Here is an 18,296-nt window from a genome sequence, read left to right on the forward strand (position 1 = left end):
GAAAGGCTTGTACCCGCTGATAGAATAGGATATAATAAGAACGTATATTCGGTTTTTGAGAAGGAGGCGAAAGTCATGAAAGAAATCAAATTTTTACATATTGCAGATTTGCATTTGGATAGTCCTTTCATTGGACTTTCAGCATTACCACAGCCACTCTTTTCCGCAATTCAAGCAAGCACCTTTCAATCCTTAGAAAGAATAATTTCACTAGCAATCAAAGAAACAGTAGATTTTGTTTTAATAGCTGGGGATATTTATGATAGTGAAGACCAAAGCGTTCGCGCACAAGCCCGCTTTTTAAAAGAAATGAAACGCTTAGAAGATGCCGGAATCAAAGCTTTTGTTATTCATGGAAATCATGATTTTTTAGATAAACACAAGGAAAAACTCGCTTTGCCAGAAAATGTGCATGTTTTTCCAGAAAAAGTAGAAATGGTTACAATGAAAACTAACCGAGGTGTCGACGTTAATCTTTATGGATTTAGCTATGACGAACGGCATATTCGCACTAGTCGTGTGGAGGAATATATTGTACAACAGCCCGCTGATTTTCATATTGCGCTTTTGCACGGTTCAGAATTAACAAGTAGTGAAGAGCACGACGTTTATGCTCCATTTCGTGTGCAAGATATTAGCAAAAAAGGATTTGATTATTGGGCACTTGGGCATATTCATAAACGACAATTACTCGCGGAATCCCCAAGTATTTATTACCCAGGAAATATCCAAGGTAGAAATCGTAAAGAGGCAGGTGGCAAAGGGGCAAGTATCGTAACCCTTTCAGAAGCAAAAACAGTGATTGACTTTGTAGAAACCAGTCCAATTATTTGGGAAGAAGTAACCATCACCTTGTCAGAAAATGCAGAAATAAACACTTACTTCCGAGAAATCACAAAACAATTAGAAACATACCAAGAAAAAAATGCTTCTTATTTTTTACATTTAATAATGGAGACAACAAACAATCAAAAAATAAAGACAGATGATTGGCTACAAATGCTTCAAGAGCAAACAAATATAGATGACTCTACATTTGTATGGGTGCATAAAATATCCTTACAAAAAAAGAAGCAAACAAGCACAAAACATTGGTCAGAATTTCATTTAGCTGAAAAAGAAATAGCAAGTGCCTATCAACATTTACAAGCGGAATCAGCATTTTATCAAGCTGTAGAATCACTTCATTTTGAAAGCGGAGTGAGTCGCTATTTGGAAGATTTATCGGAACAAGATCGCCTTATCCTCCTAGAAAGAGCATTAATCGAACTAGGAACAACGCTTGCAGAAGTAGAAGGTGATGAATAATGAAAATAACGTCTATTGATATTATTGGTTATGGAAAATGGTCGAATGCTCATTTTGATTGCATGGCAGATTTTCAAGTGTTTTTTGGTGAGAATGAAGCAGGAAAATCGACTATTATGGCATTTATACATAGTGTTTTATTTGGTTTTCCAACTAAACAGCAAACAATTCCGCGAATGGAGCCCAAAAATGGTGGTCCTTATGGTGGGAGACTTACACTAGAAGATACACCACTTGGAAAAGTTATAATTGAACGCTTAAAAGGCAAAGCAACTGGGGATGTTCGTATTCATTTGGAAGATGGACAAATGGTTGGAGAAGATAAATTAACTGACATTATAGGCGAAATCGACCGAACAACTTTTGAGGCTATATTCTCTTTTGACATTCATGGCTTGCAAAATATCCATCAATGGAAAAAGAAAGAATTTGAGCGATATCTATTAGCGACAGGTACAACAGGCTCTGACACACTTTTAAAAACAGCAGAAACTTTACAAAAAAAATTGGATGCTTTATTTAAACCCAATGGTAGAAATCCAGCAATTAATCAACAACTAAAAAAAGTAAAAGAAAGTCAGCAAGCTTTTCAAGAAGCCAAAAAACAAAATACCAAATATGAAGCGCTTCTTGCTGAAAAAGAACAAGAAATAGAACGTCAATCTAAACTACAAGAAGAAAAAACAAAAATCCGGGTGGAACTAGACACACTAAATATTTTGCTAGATTTATGGCCGTTATATACAGAGTGGAAGACACTTGATGAAAAAGCATCCAGCTCGGTACAAACAATATTTCCACCAGATGGGATTATCAGACTAGAACATTTGCAGCTTCGAGAAAAAGAATGGCAAAATCAATTTATTCAATTAGAAGAACGACAAAAAAACTTAATAAATAAAAATGATTTTGAACAATTGGCTTTTTTCGCATCCAATGAAGCGGAAGTAGCTTATCTAGTTGAATCGTTCGGAGCGTACAGTGAAAGAGAGTTACAACAAAACAATCTAAAACAAGAAATTGCGTATCATCAAACCAATACAGAGCCAACCAAAATAAAATGGAGAGCGGCACTAGACGAAAGAATTCATAAGCTAAAAGAGCAAGAAAAAATAAATAAACAAAGACAACATGATCTTAATCTAAAGTTAACATTAACATCTGAATCTGAACAAAAGCTACAAACCAAAATTGATCATATCGAAGCAGAGATGTGGGACAATAAATCTTTCCAACAACAAAAAGATCAAATGGAGCGAAAACAGAAATCGCCCACAACAGGTTTATTTATTTCTCTAGGTATATTAGTTATAGCTTTACTAGTAATGATCTTTTCTTTGTCCGTTTGGAGCATTGCCTTCGTTCTTGTTGATGTAGTTGTTTTGGGGTATTTCCTATATATTAACCAACAAAATGGGCAACCCAAAAATAAGCAAATAGTAGCTTTTCTAGAACAGAAAAAAATAAGACAAGAATGGCAGCAATTGCTGAGTGAAATGGATGTTGTCGCTGGTGAAGTTGCTGAATTAGAAGAAGATAAGCAAAAATTAAGCGAAACTATTTATCAACACGATATAGAACTGCGGCAGTTGTATCAAGAATTAGGATTGGATGATGAACCGCAAGAAAACTGGGAATTGGTTGTTCTTACATACAAAGAAAATGCCCAAAAAAATCAATTGATTGTCGAACTACATCAAAAATTACACCCATTAGAACAAAAACAAGCAGCATATCAAGCTAAATTAGAGAACTTAACTATTCCGGCTGAATACTCTCAAATAGAAGAAAAAATCACCTTTTTAAGACAAGGTTTATTACAGTACCGAAATCATTTAGCAGAAAACGCTAAACACACAGAAAAAGTAGAACAAGTAACGATGCAGCTTGATTTACTGAAACAAGATTTATTACTTGTGGAAAAAGAAAAAAGTGACTTACTACTGCAAGCAAAAGTAAACACAGAAGAGGCATTTCGGAGTAAAGCAGTACAAGCAAAAGAAGAACAGAAATGGCGTGAACGATTAGTTTTGCTTGAGGCACAATTAGAAAAAGAAAAAAGGCACGAGCTAAACAAATTCACCAGCCAAACTACAATAAAAGAAAAAGAAATTCAATTAGCGGAAAAACTACACAAAATGGAACTAGAACAAGAACGTCTTCATGCGAGTTTAGCCTCTAAGAACCATGAAATAGCAACTTTAGAAGAAGGTGGGACTTTTTCTGTACTAATGCAAAAATACTATTCAGAAAAAAGTAAGTTACAACAATTTGTAGAGGAATGGACAGAAACAAAACTGGCCCTTGAAATATTACAAGAGACGATGCAGCGATTACAAGAAGGGAAATTACCAAAAACATTAGCGCTTGCAAGTGAATATTTTCATGATTTAACTGGTGGAAATTATTCTAAAGTGTATTTACATGAGAATCGGCTACAAGTGGAAAGTAAGCAAGTGGTTTTATTTTACCCGGAAGAGCTTAGCCAGGCGACCAAAGAACAATTATATTTAGCGATACGCTTTGCGCTAATTGATGTTATGCATAAAGAGTTTCCGCTACCAATTATTATTGATGATGGTTTTGTCCATTTTGATGCGGCTAGAATGAGCCAAATGATGCAATTGCTAAAAAAAAGAAAGAGCCAAAATCAAGTCATTTTTTTCACATGTCACCGGGAAACTCGCAAATATTTTTCCAGTGAAGACATACGCATGCTATAATAGGGAAAAGAAACTTCTTACTACAGAAAGAAAGAAGGCGATACCATGGAAAAACGATTATTAGACTATGAAGTTGGAGAAACAGTTGATTTATTCTTATTAATAAAATCAAGTGTAAAAGGAACCGCAAGCAATGGGAAACCATTTTTAAGCCTCGTTTTACAAGATAAATCCGGTGAATTAGAGGCGAAATTATGGGATGTTAAAGAGAGCGATGAAGTAAGTTACGGGGTACAACAAATTGTTCAACTTACAGGTGATATTCAAAATTATCGAGGTAGAAAACAGCTGAAAATCCGTCAAATACGACAAGCTACCGCATTAGATGGGGTTAGCGCTAATGAATTTATGGAAACCGCACCAATTAATAAAGAAGAGATAGCAGATGAAATTACACAATATATCTTTGAAATGAAAAATGCTAATTTGCAAAGGATTACTCGTGCGCTCCTAAAAAAATATCAAGATGACTTTTATGATTATCCGGCTGCAATGCGCCATCATCATGAATTTGTTTCGGGGCTTAGTTTCCATGTAGTTTCGATGCTGCGATTAGCTAAATCTGTTGCTGATTTGTATCCATCTGTAAATAGAGACTTGCTTTATGCAGGAGTTATTTTACATGATCTAGGCAAGGTGATTGAGCTATCTGGTCCAGTTTCAACGACCTATACACTTGAAGGGAATTTAATAGGACATATTTCTATTGTTGTTGAAGAAGTGAGTAAAATTGCTGGGGAGCTTTCAATTGATGGAGAAGAAGTAGTTGTTTTAAAACATGTTTTACTTTCTCACCATGGAAAAGGAGAGTGGGGCAGTCCAAAACCACCACTTGTTCGTGAAGCTGAGATTTTACATCAAATTGATTTAATGGATGCTTCACTTAATATGATGGATAAAGTATTAAAACATACAAAACCAGGTGAATTTAGTGAACGTGTATTTGGACTTGATAACCGCTCATTTTATAATCCTACTTTTGAATAAAAATCATTATTATAATAAAAAAACACGTTTGGAATTTTCCAAACGTGTTTTTGATTGCTTATTTAGCTGTTTCGGATGACTCTTCTGATTTAGCAGAACCGTCAAAGTCTTTGAAAGCATCTTTCAAGTCTTTATCTTCAACTTTTACATTAGCATCTTTGTATTCTTTTTTCAGTGTTTTTTGCATGTTTTCAGTAGTAAGTTGAGACTGTAGGTAAGCTTCTTTTACAGCTTTTTTATCTTTGTCATACGTTGTTTTTGTAGCAGGTTTGTCCATTTGGATGATGTGGTATCCGTATTGCGTTTTAACGGGTGCACTGATATCGCCTTTATTTTTAAGGGCATATGCAGCTTTTTCAAATGCTGGATCCATTTTTCCTGGTCCGAATGGAGCTAACTGACCACCATTATCTTTAGTAGCAGTATCTGTAGAATATTCTTTTGCTAAGTCAGCAAATTTTTCGCCATCTTTAAGTTTTTGTTCTACTTCTTTGGCTTTTGCTTCATCAGCTACAAGAATGTGGCTAACAGTAATATCTGGTTGCCAAGTTTTGTAATACTCTTTAAGTACTTTATCACTAGTATCTGTGTTAGCTTCAGTTGCTTTTTGAACTAATAAGTTGTACTTAAGTTGGCTTTTGAAAGTTTCTTCAGTTAAGCCACTTTGAGCTAAAACAGCGTCAAATTGATCGCCATATTGAGATTTGTACTTCTTGAATTCAGAATCTACTTGTTCATCTGTAACCTTGTATTTATCACCAAGGATTTTTTCAAATGTAAGTTGTTGTACGAACTCATTGCCATATTTATCTTTCATTGCTTCGTAGAGCTCATCTTGCGTTACGTCGCCAGCATCCGTCTTAACGACATCGCCACCGCTACCACATGCTGCTAGACTGAACATTGCCATTAACATAACAAGTCCAAGAATCATTTTCTTCTTCATTAAATAAAACACACTCCTTAGTTGTTGGAATAATTCCCGCTTAACACAATAACTATCATACCACAAATTAAAGCTAAAATGAAAAGATGAAAGAAATTTAATGATATTCTTATGTTTTAGTCAGAAATCAAAATGGAAAATCCGCGCTCAGCACTTTCCACAAAACAGTTGTTAGGCATTTTCCAAAGTTTTTTAATATGAATAAAATCTGAAAAACTCATTCCAAAATGAACAGATAATAGAATTAAAAACATACCCGAGTGACCAATAGGCGTTAAAATCATTAAAGTAACTAAAATAATTGTTATGACTACAAATGGAAGTACTAGAGAGAAAATATAACTCCACTTGGGGATTATTCGTTTGATATTAAGTTTCATACAAGGCAGAAAAAAGAAATGAATCCGCCACTGGATAACTGTCCCTTCACGATATTTAAAACATCCAATCACATGAAGTAATTTATGAATTGGGTAGATTAAAAGAATACCCGCTAAACTAATCAGCTGATAATCATTTGTCAATTGCCCGGGGTAGAGTAAATGTTGTGTCAAAAAACATATACATACGGCAACTAGCCAGACAAGAATTCCTTTTAGAAAAAGTCTGTTAAATTCATCTCGTCGCTCTGTGTTGATTGATTTTAAGCAGCGCATTGAAAGCTTTCCTCCAGTTATAACCAAAATAGTGTCCTTTGTCATAAGGCACCATAGTATTGTATGCTCTAATGCATCAAAATTCAACCCCTTTTTTAGTCATTTTTAACTGTTTTCAAAATCAATCATTTGTCCAAAGAAAAAAACTGAGCATCTGCCCAGTTTTTCGATTATTTATTATCTTTTTTTAATGTTTTTTCTAAGTCGGAAATTGTTTTTTGCATGTCTTTAATTTCATCTTTTAAGCGTTTTTTCTCTGGTTCCATCTCTTCATTCCATTTTGAAACAGATTCCATAATGTCAGAAGATACATCTTTAAGTAAAGTGGAACCTTCCGTGCCAAGAACTTGAACAGATTGAATTAGTTCGTTCGCATTGTAAGCTAATTCTTTTAAAATGACACTTGCTTCACCTGACTTAGCTACAATATCTTTTCTAAGCTCATTGCCGGATTTTGGAGCAAATAATACCGAGGCTGCGGCTCCAATTGCCCCACCAGCTAGAATACCAAAAATAAGTGATTTTTTATTCATTTATACTCCACTCCATCCTTCAAGTCATTTTAGTCTACTTTTGCTGCAATTAGTTCAGCGATTTCTTGATAACGCTCTTTGGTGTACCAATCTGCATTATCTTTCCATTTTAACCCAAAGTCATCAGATTTGCCATACCTTGGAATTAAATGAATGTGACAATGAAAAACAGATTGAGAAGCTATTTCTTCATTATTATTTAAAATATTTAATCCTTGTATAGGTAAAGCTTCTTTTAATGCTCGAGCGATTTTTGGAACTCGGCGAAATAATTCAGCGGCCGTTTCATCAGGTAAATCGAAAGTGTTTCTAGCATGTTTCTTCGGAATTACAAGTGTATGCCCTTCCGTAACTTGTCCTAAATCAAGGAAAGCATAAACTTCATCATCTTCATATACTTTGGCAGAAGGGATTTCCCCGGAGATTATCTTACAAAAAATGCAATCATCCATTAAATGTGACCACCTTTCGCGATTTATAAAATATGTACTACTATAAATTTAACATAAAAAGGAGTTAAAAGCATGCGTAAGATAGTGAATAATGGATAATTTTGACAGGTAGAGGGATGGATATGCTATTATAAACTAAAGAGTACGCAAGGAGGTATACTAATGGCTTTACTAGAAGTAGAAAACTTAACAGGCGGGTATACGAAGCGCCCAGTCCTAAAAGATATTTCATTTGCAATAGAAGAAAAACAAATTGTTGGACTAATAGGTCTAAATGGGGCGGGTAAAAGTACAACGATTAAACATATAACTGGTTTAATGCATCCCAAACAAGGAACCATCAAAATTAATGGGCATCAGTTAGTGGAAGATACAGAAACATACCGGAAACAATTTTCCTATATACCAGAAACACCTGTCTTATATGAAGAATTAACATTAAAAGAACATCTTGAATTAACTGGTATGGCATATGGACTTTCAGAAGAAGAGTTACAAGAAAGAATGGTTCCACTATTAAAAGAATTTCGATTGGAGAAAAAACTTAATTGGTTTCCGGCACATTTTTCTAAAGGTATGAAGCAAAAAGTAATGATTATGTCAGCATTTCTAATCGAGCCTAAGCTTTATATTATAGATGAGCCATTTGTTGGCCTTGACCCACTTGGCATTCAATCTTTATTAAATTGGATGGATGAAATGCGCGCGGAAGGTGCTAGTATTTTAATGTCCACTCATATTTTAGCTACAGCTGAAAAATATTGCGACACATTTATTATTATTCATCAAGGTGAAATTCGTGCGGAAGGAACCTTGAAAGATTTACAAACCAATTTTGATATGCCTGGAGCCTCACTTGACGAAATTTACATTCAGTTGACAAAGGAAGAGGAAGCTGATGAAGATGATATTTGATAGTAAAGCGCTTTGGAAGGAGCGATTTAGTGCTTACACGACAGAAGTGATGCGCTATCTTCGTTACATGTTTAATGACCATTTGCTTTTCGTATTGGTAATTGGGCTTGGTGCAGGGATATTCTATTATGCTGGTTGGGTAAAAACGTTAGAGCCAACTTTCCCTGTTATCCCATTAATGGTTATTTTACTTACTGCTTCGATTGCCATAAGTCCGGTTGCTACACTCCTCCAAAAGCCAGATGTTGTATATTTAATTGTACAAGAAAAAGCGATGAATCATTATTTCGCGCAAGCCAAAATAGCTAGTTTTTTTATGCAATTTTATGTATTTTTGATTGTTCTTGGAGCTTGTATGCCAATGTACGTCGAAGTAACAGGTGTTTCTTATAGTCGATTTTTCTCATTATTTATCGTGCTTGCTTTACTAAAAGCTTGGAATATTTACTTTGGTTTTGAAAGCATGAAATTAGAAGAGGCTGATACGACTTGGATGTTTGTAAGGGTGATTGTAAATGCTTTGCTAATTTATATTGCATTAATTTCCGCACCGTATATTTCTATCCCCGTGACGATTATTCTACTATTTGCAAGTTATTATTGGATGACAAAGAAAGTAGCCAAAGTCACGCTTAGATGGGAGTATTTAGTAGATAAAGAAGAAGCTAGAATGAATCGTTTTTATCGTTTAGTGAATCTATTTACGGATGTGCCACATTTACGAGGAACTGTTCGCAGACGAAGCTATTTAGATTTTCTTTATCAACCAATCCCTTATGCAAAAAGGAAAACATTTGCGTATTTATTTAGTCGAACTTTTATAAGAACAAATGAATATAGTGGTTTATATATTAGATTAACGATTATAGCAGTGATTTTACTGGTTTTTGTACAAGGTTTTTATTTAAATATTGTTTTTTCTTTATTATTCCTTTATTTAACTGGTTTTCAATTTATTCCCATGCTAAAACACTACGATTCACAAATTATGCTTCGACTTTATCCGATTGATGATGGCTATCGTCACCGTAGTTTTATCCATTTTTTACGAATTTTATTACTTGCGCAAGCATTATTGTTTAGTATCATTGGAATCGCACAAAATGGAACAATTAACGGGTTGATTATTTTGAGTATAAACTTGGCTTTCGTAGTTATTTTTACTTTTATTTATGCACCAGTTCGAATGCGGAAAATGTATGAATAAAAAAATGCGATTTGGATTATTGTCATAGTCCAAATCGCATTTTTTTATTTTGCATCATGGGAAAATTCTGGATAATGATAGATATCTTCATGAGAAAATCCCGCTTGGGTATTATTTTTCTTCATGATATTCATGATTTCTTGATGTAGTGGTGTTTTTTTCCAATCTTGAAAGAAAATTTCTGAATCCCAAAAAGAGATCATTAAAAATTTATTTGTACTAATAGATTTTGCGAGCTTAGTACTCTGCAAGCCTTGAGTGTCCGCAAACTGAATACTTGCATGTTGATACATTTGTAAGAAAATAGGGATTTCTTCATCTCGAAGTTGAATATATTCGAAAACAACGATTCCGAATCCTTTTAAAGAACCACTGCTTTGAAGAACTCGATATTCCATGCCTTCTTGAAAAAGTTTGTCTCCAGTCGATTCCTGATACAGCAGTGATTGAGAATGATTTTGGAGCAATGTTACATTTGCACCTACATAATTTGCCATTAGTTGACGAAGATAATGCTCGGTACCAGTTGTGACAAATATTTTTTTCATACTAAGTCCTTCTTTCTAATTTAATCCAATAAGATAAATGATTTCACCTTTATTTTCCACTATTTATATATTTGAAACAGAAGATAGGCAATTTGTTTGGTTTTATACAAGATTTCTAGTATTCTTTTATCTGGAGAAGTTATTTATTGTTTTGTTACTTATTGTGTGCAAATGAACAAAGAAGGGAAGCGACCTGATGACAAAAATAACCAATGATTTATTTTTAAAAGCAGCTCGAAAAGAAAGTGTGGACCGAATTCCAGTTTGGTACATGAGACAGGCGGGCAGATCGCAACCAGAATATCGTAAATTGAAAGAGAAATACTCTTTATTCGAAATCACCCATCAACCTGAATTATGCGCTTATGTGACAAAATTACCTGTTGATCAATATGGCGTAGATGCAGCGATTTTATATAAAGATATTATGACGCCTCTTCCGGGGATGGGAGTGGATGTCGAAATAAAATCTGGAATTGGTCCGGTGATACATAATCCGATTAAAACTTACCAAGATGTGGAAAAACTAACTATTTTTAAACCTGAAATAGAAGTTCCTTATGTACTGGATACAATAAAATTATTAGCTGATGATATGTTAGAAGTTCCTTTGATTGGCTTTGCAGGAGCTCCGTTTACTTTGGCTAGTTATATGATAGAGGGCGGTCCTTCCAAAAATTACCATCAAACGAAAAGTTTTATGTATCGTGAACCAGAAGTTTGGGCGATGTTAATGACAAAACTTGGACAAATGACAGCAGATTATTTAATTGCGCAAATTAATGCAGGTGCTTCGGCTGTTCAACTATTTGATTCATGGGTGGGGGCACTCAGTCGTGCAGATTACGCCCAATATATTCGCCCCACTATCGAAAAAATAATTATCGAGATTAAAGCAGTACACCCAACAACGCCGATAATCATGCAAGCGGTTGGTGCAGGACATCTTTTAGCTGAATGGGAAAAAATGCCACTTGATGTAGTTGGAGTAGACTGGCGCGAATCTCTTACTGATGCTAGAAAAAAAGTACCAAGCAAGGCTATCCAAGGAAATCTGGATCCATCAACACTTTTAGCACCAGAAAAATGCTTGGAAGAAACCGAACGAATTTTGCAAGAAGGTGTATTAAAACCTGGCTATATCTTCAATTTAGGACATGGCGTTTTTCCAGAAGTATCACCAGAAATGTTGAAAAAACTTACTACCTATATTCATGAAAGAAGCGAAATACTATTAAATAAAGGATGATGAACAAATGACTAAAAAAGTTGGGTTACTAGTTATGGCATATGGAACCCCGTACAAAGATGAAGATATTGAACGCTATTATACAGATATTCGTCATGGGCATAAACCAAGCGAAGAAATGATTGCTGATTTACGTGGACGCTACCATGCGATTGGTGGGCTGTCACCACTTGCGAAAATTACAGAAGAACAAGCTTATGGACTTGAGCGAGCATTAAACCAAGCGCAATCGGAAGTAGAATTTAAAGCATACATTGGTTTAAAGCATATTGAACCATTTATAGAAGATGCAGTTAAAGCGATGCATGAAGATGGAATAGAAGAAGTGATTTCCATCGTTTTAGCTCCACATTATTCTAGTTTTAGCGTAGAAGCTTATAATAAACGAGCAAAAGAAGCAGCAAATAAATTAGGCGGCATGGAAATTAAATCAATTAATGATTGGTATAAAGAGCCGAAATTTATCCAAATGTGGGCCGACAGAATTAATGCAACTGCAAAACAAATTCCAGCCGATGAATTAATGGATACTATCTTGATTGTCTCAGCGCACAGTTTACCTGAGAAAATCAAACTACATCAAGATCCTTATCCAGATCAACTACAAGAAACTGCTGATATGATTTTTGAAAAAGTGGTTGTCCCTCATTATGCGCTAGGTTGGCAAAGTGAAGGGAAAACTGGTGAACCTTGGCTTGGACCAGATGTACAGGATTTAACAAGAGAACTTTATGGTAAAGAAAAATATAAACACTTTATTTATACGCCGGTTGGATTTGTTGCCGAACATTTAGAAGTGCTTTATGACAATGATTATGAATGTAAAGTGGTAACAGACGAAATTGGTTCCGCGTATCATCGCCCACCTATGCCGAATGCCGATCCAGAATTTTTGGAAGTATTAAGGACGGTTGTGTGGAATAAATACACAAATTAAGAAAAAATGCCGGAATAGATATTATTTCGGCGTTTTCTAGGTAATGAAAGAAAACGTTTTCAAAATTATTACCTAAATACTATGAAGTTTTAATCTGTTTCTCATCTTTACCGGGCATAATGATAAATATAGAAGGTTAGGAGGTTAACCTAAATGAAAAACAAGGCAGAAAAACAAAGAATTGCCACTAATTTATCACTTTATATGAAAATAAACGGATATACCAATAGAACATTTGCTACGGCGGTTGGAATCTCACAGAATACGTTAAAAGCATTGATGATTGGAAAAATGAGAAATGAAAATAAGTTTCAAAAATACATAATGCAAATTACAGAAAGTTTAGCATTAGAGGAAAAGTTTTTTGAACAACCTAAAGAAGCTATTACATCCGCGCCTATTACATTTCAAGATACAAATAAAATGCATCTTGGGGATGAAAAATTTAACGCAATTAGTCTTATGTTGAAAATTGGCGAAATTCATTATGAATCATAAGAAGTTTGGGAGCGAACCTCCCAAACTTTTTTTATGCAATGAGCTAGGAAGTTTAGGGGCTTGACGAACCTAACTAACTCACGTAAAATGAAGACAATTTTCAAAATAGGAGTGTGACACATGATTAGAAAACTGACTGTATCTGATAATGAAGAAGTAATGGCACTTTTGAAAGTAGAAGCAACCCTAAATTTGTTTATTATTGGGGATATTGAAAATTTTGGTTATGATAGTGATGTTCAAGATCTTTGGGGTGAATTTGACTCAACTGGTAGCTTACATGCTGTGTTACTCAGATTTGATAAATTTTACTTACCTTATTCAAAAGATGCTAATTTTGATGCAAAAGCTTTTTCAGAAATAATTGCAAAAGATAAGAAATATGAAATTAGTGGAATTTCTCGTGTCACACAAGTGCTAGAACCATTTTTACCAGAACTTGCCAAAAGAAGACAAGATACATATTTTTGTGAATGTGAACATGTTAACCGAATATCCGTCAATCAAGATGTTATCGTACGGACGGCTGCTCCAGAAGATGTTGCAGCTATCATCAAAATGCGAACAAATATTAACGAATTTGGTAATCGAGAAGAAAATGAAGAATTAATTATTCGCCAAATTAAACAAGGTGTGAAACGAATTTATTATATTGAACAAAATCAAGAAATTGTTGCAGTAGCGGAAACTTCTGCGGAAAATTCTTTTTCAGCAATGATTACGGGTGTTGCAACTAGTTCAAAATACAGACAAAAGGGGTTTGCAAGCACACTACTAAAAAAATTATGTTGTGATGTTCTTGCAGAAGGGAAAAAACCTTGTTTGTTTTATGATAACCCAGTTGCTGGAGAGATTTATCATCGTCTTGGTTTTGAACACACTGGTGATTTTGTGATGTATAAATAGCCTTTACTTTCCATGCATAACATTGGTAAGATGAATATATTATGTTAGTAGAGGATGAATAATTTGAAACCACATGGGATTTGTTTTTTTGATATGGATGGAACACTTTTAAATAATGAATCAACAGTACTAGATAGCTCGCTTTATGCACTAGAAAAGTTGCGTGAAAATAAGATTATTCCTGTTATTGCTACTGGACGGACACTTACAGAAATAAGCCATCAAATGGAAGTTACTGGTATCGAATCAGCAGTGATAATGAACGGACAAATGGTTATTTTCGAAGGGGAAAAAGTCTATGAAGATATCTTAGAGGAAGAATTATTAGAACGTCTAACTCAAGAAGCTAAATCGCAAAATGTAGAAGTTTGCTATTATAATGATAAACGAATTGGTGCATCAGCTATTACTCCGGTTGTAAAAGCGCATTATGATTTTTTAGGCGAACCGACACCAATGGTAATAGCGGATATGTATAAAAAAGAAACAATTAATATGGCGCTTTTATTGTTAGAAGCAGGTGATGAATATTTCCCAGAGCGTTTTAAAGAATTACAATTTATACGTAACACGCCATTTAGCAACGATGTACTTCGAAAAGGTGGCTCAAAAGCAGTGGGCATTGCAAAACTACTTGAAGTTATGGGTTATCAAGATGTTCCCACGTATGCTTTTGGTGACGGTATGAACGATCTAGAAATGTTTGGTGCCGTCAATTACTCGGTAGCAATGGAAAATGCAGTTCCACGTCTAAAAGAACAAGCAAGTTTTGTTACCAAGGATAATAATAATGATGGGATTAAACTCGGGTTAGAAAAATTGGGTTTAATATAAAGAAGTGCCTTGTGCGCTTCTTTTTTTAATTTCAAGCGCAAGACCGATATTAATAGAGGGTGTTTTCTGCTATACTTATAGTAAATTAATTGGAAGAAGGAGAAATGTTCATGAATGAAATTGGCCAAACATCAGATCACATAAATACAGATAAAAGAACGGATAAACAAATTATTATGCAAAAAATTCTTAATTGGTTTGTATTTTCTTTGTTAGTTGCATCAGTTGGTGCTGCGGTTGGAAGTGAGTTAAGTCCAGAACTTTATTTACCGCTTGTTGTTATTGAAATAGCTCTTTTAATTGTGGCTATTTTAATACGAAGAAGTAAAACCATTAATAAAATTGTTGGCTATCCTGTTTTGTTGGCTTTTGCTTTTGTCACAGGTTTAACACTTGGACCTACTTTGACATATTACTTTGGTGCGGGACAAGGTGCGGCTGTGCTAATGGCATTTGTTACAGCATCTGTTACATTCACAACACTGGCTTTAATCGGTTCAAAAATGAAAAAAGATTTATCGTTTTTAAGTAGTGCTTTATTTGCGGCAATTATTATTTTAGTGCTATTTAGTTTTTTAGGTGTCTTCTTACCACTAGGTTCGATGCTTTCAACAATTATATCAGCAGGCGGTACACTAATTTTTTCACTCTATATTTTGTATGATTTTAATCAAATTATGAAGCGCGATACTCACCTTGATGATGTACCAATGCTTGCTCTTACACTTTATCTTGATTTCCTTAACTTGTTCCTGTTTTTATTACGACTTTTTACAGGACGTGACTAAGTAAAACAAAAGATCTGCCAACCTAAAAATTGGTGGATTTTTTTCTATAAAAAAGATGGTTTTTATTAGACAAAAAGCATTTAAAATTCTATAATAATCTTAAGGTCAAAAATGGTCAAACTTATCTTTTATAAGGAGGACAAACTAATGGATTTACAAAAATTTACACAACAAGTCCAGCAAACAATTGCGGATGCGCAAAATCTAGCTATAGCATCAGAAAACCAAGAAATAGATGTAGCTCATATTTTCCAAGTCCTTTTAACAGAAAGTGATTTTACGAAACGAGTTTATGATGTAGCAGAAGTAGATACGGGTGCACTTCACCGTATAGTAGAAGATTCTTTGAAAAAAATTCCAGTTGTTTCTGGAAGTGGTGTTAATTACGGTCAGGCCATGAGCCAACCATTATTTCAATTAATAAGAGATGCTGAAAAAGAGCAAAAACAGTTGGAAGACGATTTTGTATCAACCGAACACCTTATCTTAGCTGTGATGGATCAAAAATCCAATCCAATCACTTTAGAACTAAAAAAACAAAATAAAACTAAAAAACAAATAAAAGAAGCAATTTTACAAATCAGAGGAGGAAAAAAAGTGACTTCCCAAAATGCAGAAGAAAACTATGAAGCATTACTCAAATATGGCCGAGATTTAGTGGCAGAAGTACGAAGCGGAAAACTTGATCCCGTAATTGGTCGTGACACAGAAATTCGTAATGTTATCCGGATTTTATCTCGAAAAACAAAAAATAATCCTGTGTTAATTGGTGAACCAGGTGTTGGTAAAACAGCAATTGTCGAAGGCTTAGCACAACGTATTGTTAGAAAAGATGTACCAGAAGGACTTAAAGATAAAACAATAATTTCGCTTGATATTGGTTCACTTATTGCTGGAGCCAAGTATCGTGGGGAATTTGAAGAGCGTTTAAAAGCTGTATTACAAGAAGTGAAGCAGAGTGATGGGCAAATTTTATTATTCATTGACGAAATCCATACGATTGTTGGCGCTGGTAAAACTGACGGCGCAATGGATGCCGGCAATATGTTAAAACCAATGTTAGCAAGGGGAGAGCTGCATTGTATTGGCGCAACAACTTTAGATGAATACCGACAATACATCGAAAAAGATGCAGCACTAGAAAGACGTTTTCAAAAAGTACTTGTTCCAGAACCAACTGTGGAAGATACTGTATCCATATTGCGCGGATTGAAAGAACGTTTTGAAATTCATCACGGCGTTAATATCCATGATAATGCTTTAGTTGCTGCAGCAAGTTTATCCAATCGTTATATCACAGATCGTTTTTTACCTGACAAAGCAATTGATTTGGTAGATGAAGCATGCGCTACGATTCGCGTGGAGATTGATTCTATGCCGAGTGAATTGGATGAAGTGACTAGAAAAGTAATGCAACTAGAAATCGAGGAAGCTGCTCTCAAAGAAGAAAAAGATCCAGCAAGCGAACGCCGTCTGGAAATACTTCAACGAGAACTAGCTGATTATAAAGAAGAAGCAAATAAAATGAAGTCCAAATGGGAAGCTGAAAAAAGCGAAATAAGTAAAATTCGTGAAGTCCGGGAACAAATTGATCATTTACGCCATGAATTAGAAGAGGCTGAAAATAACTATGACTTAAATAAAGCTGCTGAATTACGCCATGGTAAAATTCCAGCAGTAGAAAAAGAACTTTTAGCACTAGAAACAGAAAACCGAGAAAAAACAGCTCAAGAGGACCGGATTTTACAAGAAGAAGTAACAGAAAATGAAATTGCAGAAATCGTCGGACGTTGGACAGGCATTCCAGTTACTAAGTTAGTAGAAGGTGAGCGCGAAAAACTACTAAAATTAGCAGACGTTCTTCATCAAAAAGTAATCGGCCAAGATGATGCAGTGAGACTCGTTAGCGATGCAGTTCTTCGTGCACGTGCAGGAATTAAGGACCCTAAACGTCCAATCGGATCCTTTATTTTCCTCGGACCAACTGGTGTAGGTAAAACAGAACTTGCTAAAGCGCTTGCCTTTAATATGTTTGATTCAGAAGATCATATGATTCGGATTGATATGTCTGAATATATGGAGAAACATTCAGTATCTAGACTTGTCGGAGCACCTCCTGGCTATATTGGCTATGAGGAAGGTGGGCAATTAACAGAAGCGGTTAGAAGAAATCCATATTCCATTGTACTTCTGGATGAAATTGAAAAAGCACACCCAGATGTGTTTAATATTTTACTCCAAGTATTAGATGATGGTCGTATTACGGATTCACAAGGTCGCTTAATTGATTTTAAAAATACCGTAATTATAATGACATCAAATATTGGTTCTAATTTACTTTTAGAAAGAACTGAAAAAGGAGAAATATCACCTGAACTCGAAGAAGATGTGATGCAAATTTTACAAAGTGAATTTAAACCTGAATTTTTAAATCGTGTCGATGATATTATTTTATTTAAACCATTAACGCTAGCTGACATTAAAGGTATTGTAGAAAAACTAGTAGAAGAACTTCAAATCCGTTTGAAAGATCAAGAAATTAGTATAAGCATTTCAGACGCTGCAAAAGCATTTATTGCAGAAGAAGCATATGATCCAGTTTATGGTGCAAGACCGTTGAAACGTTATATCGTGCGCCATGTAGAAACACCACTTGCAAGAGAAATTGTTTCTGGTCAGGTTCTTCCGCATTCATCTGTAGAAATCGACCTCATGGACAATGAATTTACATTTAAAGTGAGTGAATAACAAAACAAAAGGTTTGATGTTGAGTTTGAAAGGGAAAACTTTTGTTGGATTAGTCGTTTTA

At 34.8% G+C, this 18,296-nt stretch carries 17 protein-coding genes; 12 read left to right on the forward strand and 5 right to left on the reverse strand.

Going from position 1 to position 18,296, the window contains the following annotated elements; all coding sequences use genetic code 11:
* Positions 1–75 precede the first annotated feature (75 nt).
* From HCJ45_RS06965 to yhaM, 3 genes are read left to right on the forward strand one after another with little or no spacing between them, the layout of a single operon-like run.
* Entirely contained in the window at positions 76–1,308 is a 1,233-nt protein-coding gene (locus HCJ45_RS06965) for a metallophosphoesterase family protein (RefSeq protein ID WP_187124318.1), read from the forward strand.
* A complete protein-coding gene (locus HCJ45_RS06970) occupies positions 1,308–4,031 on the forward strand; it encodes an ATP-binding protein (RefSeq protein WP_187124319.1) in 2,724 nt (907 codons plus the stop codon). The genes HCJ45_RS06965 and HCJ45_RS06970 overlap by 1 nt, the downstream gene beginning before the upstream one ends.
* Positions 4,032–4,076: 45 nt before the next feature.
* The gene (gene yhaM, locus HCJ45_RS06975; protein ID WP_187124320.1) at positions 4,077–5,018 is read left to right on the forward strand and encodes a 3'-5' exoribonuclease YhaM; all 942 of its coding nucleotides are present in this window, start codon (positions 4,077–4,079) and stop codon (positions 5,016–5,018) included.
* Positions 5,019–5,076: 58 nt separating this feature from the next.
* Here the strand turns inward: yhaM and HCJ45_RS06980 are convergent, their stop codons facing one another.
* The 4 genes from HCJ45_RS06980 to HCJ45_RS06995 all read right to left on the reverse strand — a co-directional run bounded on the left by HCJ45_RS06980 (position 5,077) and on the right by HCJ45_RS06995 (position 7,632).
* Positions 5,077–5,964, reverse strand: coding sequence for a peptidylprolyl isomerase (locus tag HCJ45_RS06980; RefSeq protein WP_187124321.1), 888 nt, complete (start codon positions 5,962–5,964; stop codon positions 5,077–5,079).
* A 116-nt stretch (positions 5,965–6,080) separates the two neighbouring features.
* Positions 6,081–6,620 (reverse strand): DUF3267 domain-containing protein, encoded by a 540-nt coding sequence (locus HCJ45_RS06985; RefSeq protein WP_187124322.1) that lies wholly within the window; start codon positions 6,618–6,620, stop codon positions 6,081–6,083.
* A gap of 170 nt (positions 6,621–6,790) precedes the next feature.
* On the reverse strand, positions 6,791–7,153 hold the full coding sequence (locus HCJ45_RS06990; protein ID WP_003720598.1) for a YtxH domain-containing protein: 363 nt from the start codon (positions 7,151–7,153) through the stop codon (positions 6,791–6,793).
* A 29-nt stretch (positions 7,154–7,182) separates the two neighbouring features.
* Positions 7,183–7,632, reverse strand: coding sequence for an HIT family protein (locus tag HCJ45_RS06995; RefSeq protein WP_343068876.1), 450 nt, complete (start codon positions 7,630–7,632; stop codon positions 7,183–7,185).
* Between the two features lie 135 nt (positions 7,633–7,767).
* Between HCJ45_RS06995 and HCJ45_RS07000 the strand changes: the two genes are divergently transcribed.
* On the forward strand, positions 7,768–8,520 hold the full coding sequence (locus tag HCJ45_RS07000) for an ABC transporter ATP-binding protein (RefSeq protein WP_185346684.1): 753 nt from the start codon (positions 7,768–7,770) through the stop codon (positions 8,518–8,520).
* Entirely contained in the window at positions 8,504–9,727 is a 1,224-nt protein-coding gene (locus tag HCJ45_RS07005) for an ABC transporter permease (protein ID WP_187124324.1), read from the forward strand. The genes HCJ45_RS07000 and HCJ45_RS07005 overlap by 17 nt, the downstream gene beginning before the upstream one ends.
* A 44-nt stretch (positions 9,728–9,771) precedes the next feature.
* On the opposite strand, the gene HCJ45_RS07010 is transcribed toward HCJ45_RS07005, so the two are convergent.
* Positions 9,772–10,275 (reverse strand): antibiotic biosynthesis monooxygenase family protein, encoded by a 504-nt coding sequence (locus HCJ45_RS07010; protein ID WP_187124325.1) that lies wholly within the window; start codon positions 10,273–10,275, stop codon positions 9,772–9,774.
* 196 nt (positions 10,276–10,471) lie between these two features.
* Here HCJ45_RS07010 and hemE point away from each other — a divergent pair, with 196 nt between their 5' ends.
* The 7 genes from hemE to clpB all read left to right on the forward strand — a co-directional run bounded on the left by hemE (position 10,472) and on the right by clpB (position 18,235).
* The gene (gene hemE / locus HCJ45_RS07015; RefSeq protein WP_187124326.1) at positions 10,472–11,524 is read left to right on the forward strand and encodes a uroporphyrinogen decarboxylase; all 1,053 of its coding nucleotides are present in this window, start codon (positions 10,472–10,474) and stop codon (positions 11,522–11,524) included.
* Positions 11,525–11,531: 7 nt separating this feature from the next.
* The gene (gene hemH / locus HCJ45_RS07020; RefSeq protein WP_187124327.1) at positions 11,532–12,461 is read left to right on the forward strand and encodes a ferrochelatase; all 930 of its coding nucleotides are present in this window, start codon (positions 11,532–11,534) and stop codon (positions 12,459–12,461) included.
* A gap of 153 nt (positions 12,462–12,614) precedes the next feature.
* Entirely contained in the window at positions 12,615–12,959 is a 345-nt protein-coding gene (locus tag HCJ45_RS07025; RefSeq protein ID WP_185346694.1) for a hypothetical protein, read from the forward strand.
* 120 nt (positions 12,960–13,079) lie between these two features.
* The gene (locus tag HCJ45_RS07030; RefSeq protein ID WP_187124328.1) at positions 13,080–13,865 is read left to right on the forward strand and encodes a GNAT family N-acetyltransferase; all 786 of its coding nucleotides are present in this window, start codon (positions 13,080–13,082) and stop codon (positions 13,863–13,865) included.
* A gap of 63 nt (positions 13,866–13,928) precedes the next feature.
* Positions 13,929–14,699 (forward strand): Cof-type HAD-IIB family hydrolase, encoded by a 771-nt coding sequence (locus HCJ45_RS07035; protein ID WP_187124329.1) that lies wholly within the window; start codon positions 13,929–13,931, stop codon positions 14,697–14,699.
* Positions 14,700–14,809: 110 nt separating this feature from the next.
* Positions 14,810–15,487 carry a Bax inhibitor-1/YccA family protein gene (locus HCJ45_RS07040; protein ID WP_187124330.1) on the forward strand — a complete coding sequence of 226 codons (678 nt, stop codon included), beginning with the start codon at positions 14,810–14,812 and terminating at the stop codon, positions 15,485–15,487.
* Positions 15,488–15,634: 147 nt separating this feature from the next.
* Positions 15,635–18,235, forward strand: a complete 2,601-nt coding sequence (clpB, locus tag HCJ45_RS07045; protein WP_187124331.1) for an ATP-dependent chaperone ClpB — start codon at positions 15,635–15,637, stop codon at positions 18,233–18,235.
* Positions 18,236–18,296 lie beyond the last annotated feature (61 nt).

The organism is Listeria immobilis (genome assembly GCF_014322845.1).
Lineage (GTDB): Bacteria > Bacillota > Bacilli > Lactobacillales > Listeriaceae > Listeria > Listeria immobilis.

What these genes read in the sequence shown, in the direction of transcription:
- HCJ45_RS06965 (WP_187124318.1), top strand. Translation starts at nt 76, where the DNA reads ATGAAAGAAATCAAATTTTTACATATTGCAGATTTGCATTTGGATAGT.
- HCJ45_RS06970 (WP_187124319.1), top strand. Translation starts at nt 1,308, where the DNA reads ATGAAAATAACGTCTATTGATATTATTGGTTATGGAAAATGGTCGAAT.
- yhaM (WP_187124320.1), top strand. Translation starts at nt 4,077, where the DNA reads ATGGAAAAACGATTATTAGACTATGAAGTTGGAGAAACAGTTGATTTA.
- HCJ45_RS06980 (WP_187124321.1), bottom strand. Translation starts at nt 5,964, where the DNA reads ATGAAGAAGAAAATGATTCTTGGACTTGTTATGTTAATGGCAATGTTC.
- HCJ45_RS06985 (WP_187124322.1), bottom strand. Translation starts at nt 6,620, where the DNA reads ATGCGCTGCTTAAAATCAATCAACACAGAGCGACGAGATGAATTTAAC.
- HCJ45_RS06990 (WP_003720598.1), bottom strand. Translation starts at nt 7,153, where the DNA reads ATGAATAAAAAATCACTTATTTTTGGTATTCTAGCTGGTGGGGCAATT.
- HCJ45_RS07000 (WP_185346684.1), top strand. Translation starts at nt 7,768, where the DNA reads ATGGCTTTACTAGAAGTAGAAAACTTAACAGGCGGGTATACGAAGCGC.
- HCJ45_RS07005 (WP_187124324.1), top strand. Translation starts at nt 8,504, where the DNA reads ATGAAGATGATATTTGATAGTAAAGCGCTTTGGAAGGAGCGATTTAGT.
- HCJ45_RS07010 (WP_187124325.1), bottom strand. Translation starts at nt 10,275, where the DNA reads ATGAAAAAAATATTTGTCACAACTGGTACCGAGCATTATCTTCGTCAA.
- hemE (WP_187124326.1), top strand. Translation starts at nt 10,472, where the DNA reads ATGACAAAAATAACCAATGATTTATTTTTAAAAGCAGCTCGAAAAGAA.
- hemH (WP_187124327.1), top strand. Translation starts at nt 11,532, where the DNA reads ATGACTAAAAAAGTTGGGTTACTAGTTATGGCATATGGAACCCCGTAC.
- HCJ45_RS07025 (WP_185346694.1), top strand. Translation starts at nt 12,615, where the DNA reads ATGAAAAACAAGGCAGAAAAACAAAGAATTGCCACTAATTTATCACTT.
- HCJ45_RS07030 (WP_187124328.1), top strand. Translation starts at nt 13,080, where the DNA reads ATGATTAGAAAACTGACTGTATCTGATAATGAAGAAGTAATGGCACTT.
- HCJ45_RS07040 (WP_187124330.1), top strand. Translation starts at nt 14,810, where the DNA reads ATGAATGAAATTGGCCAAACATCAGATCACATAAATACAGATAAAAGA.
- clpB (WP_187124331.1), top strand. Translation starts at nt 15,635, where the DNA reads ATGGATTTACAAAAATTTACACAACAAGTCCAGCAAACAATTGCGGAT.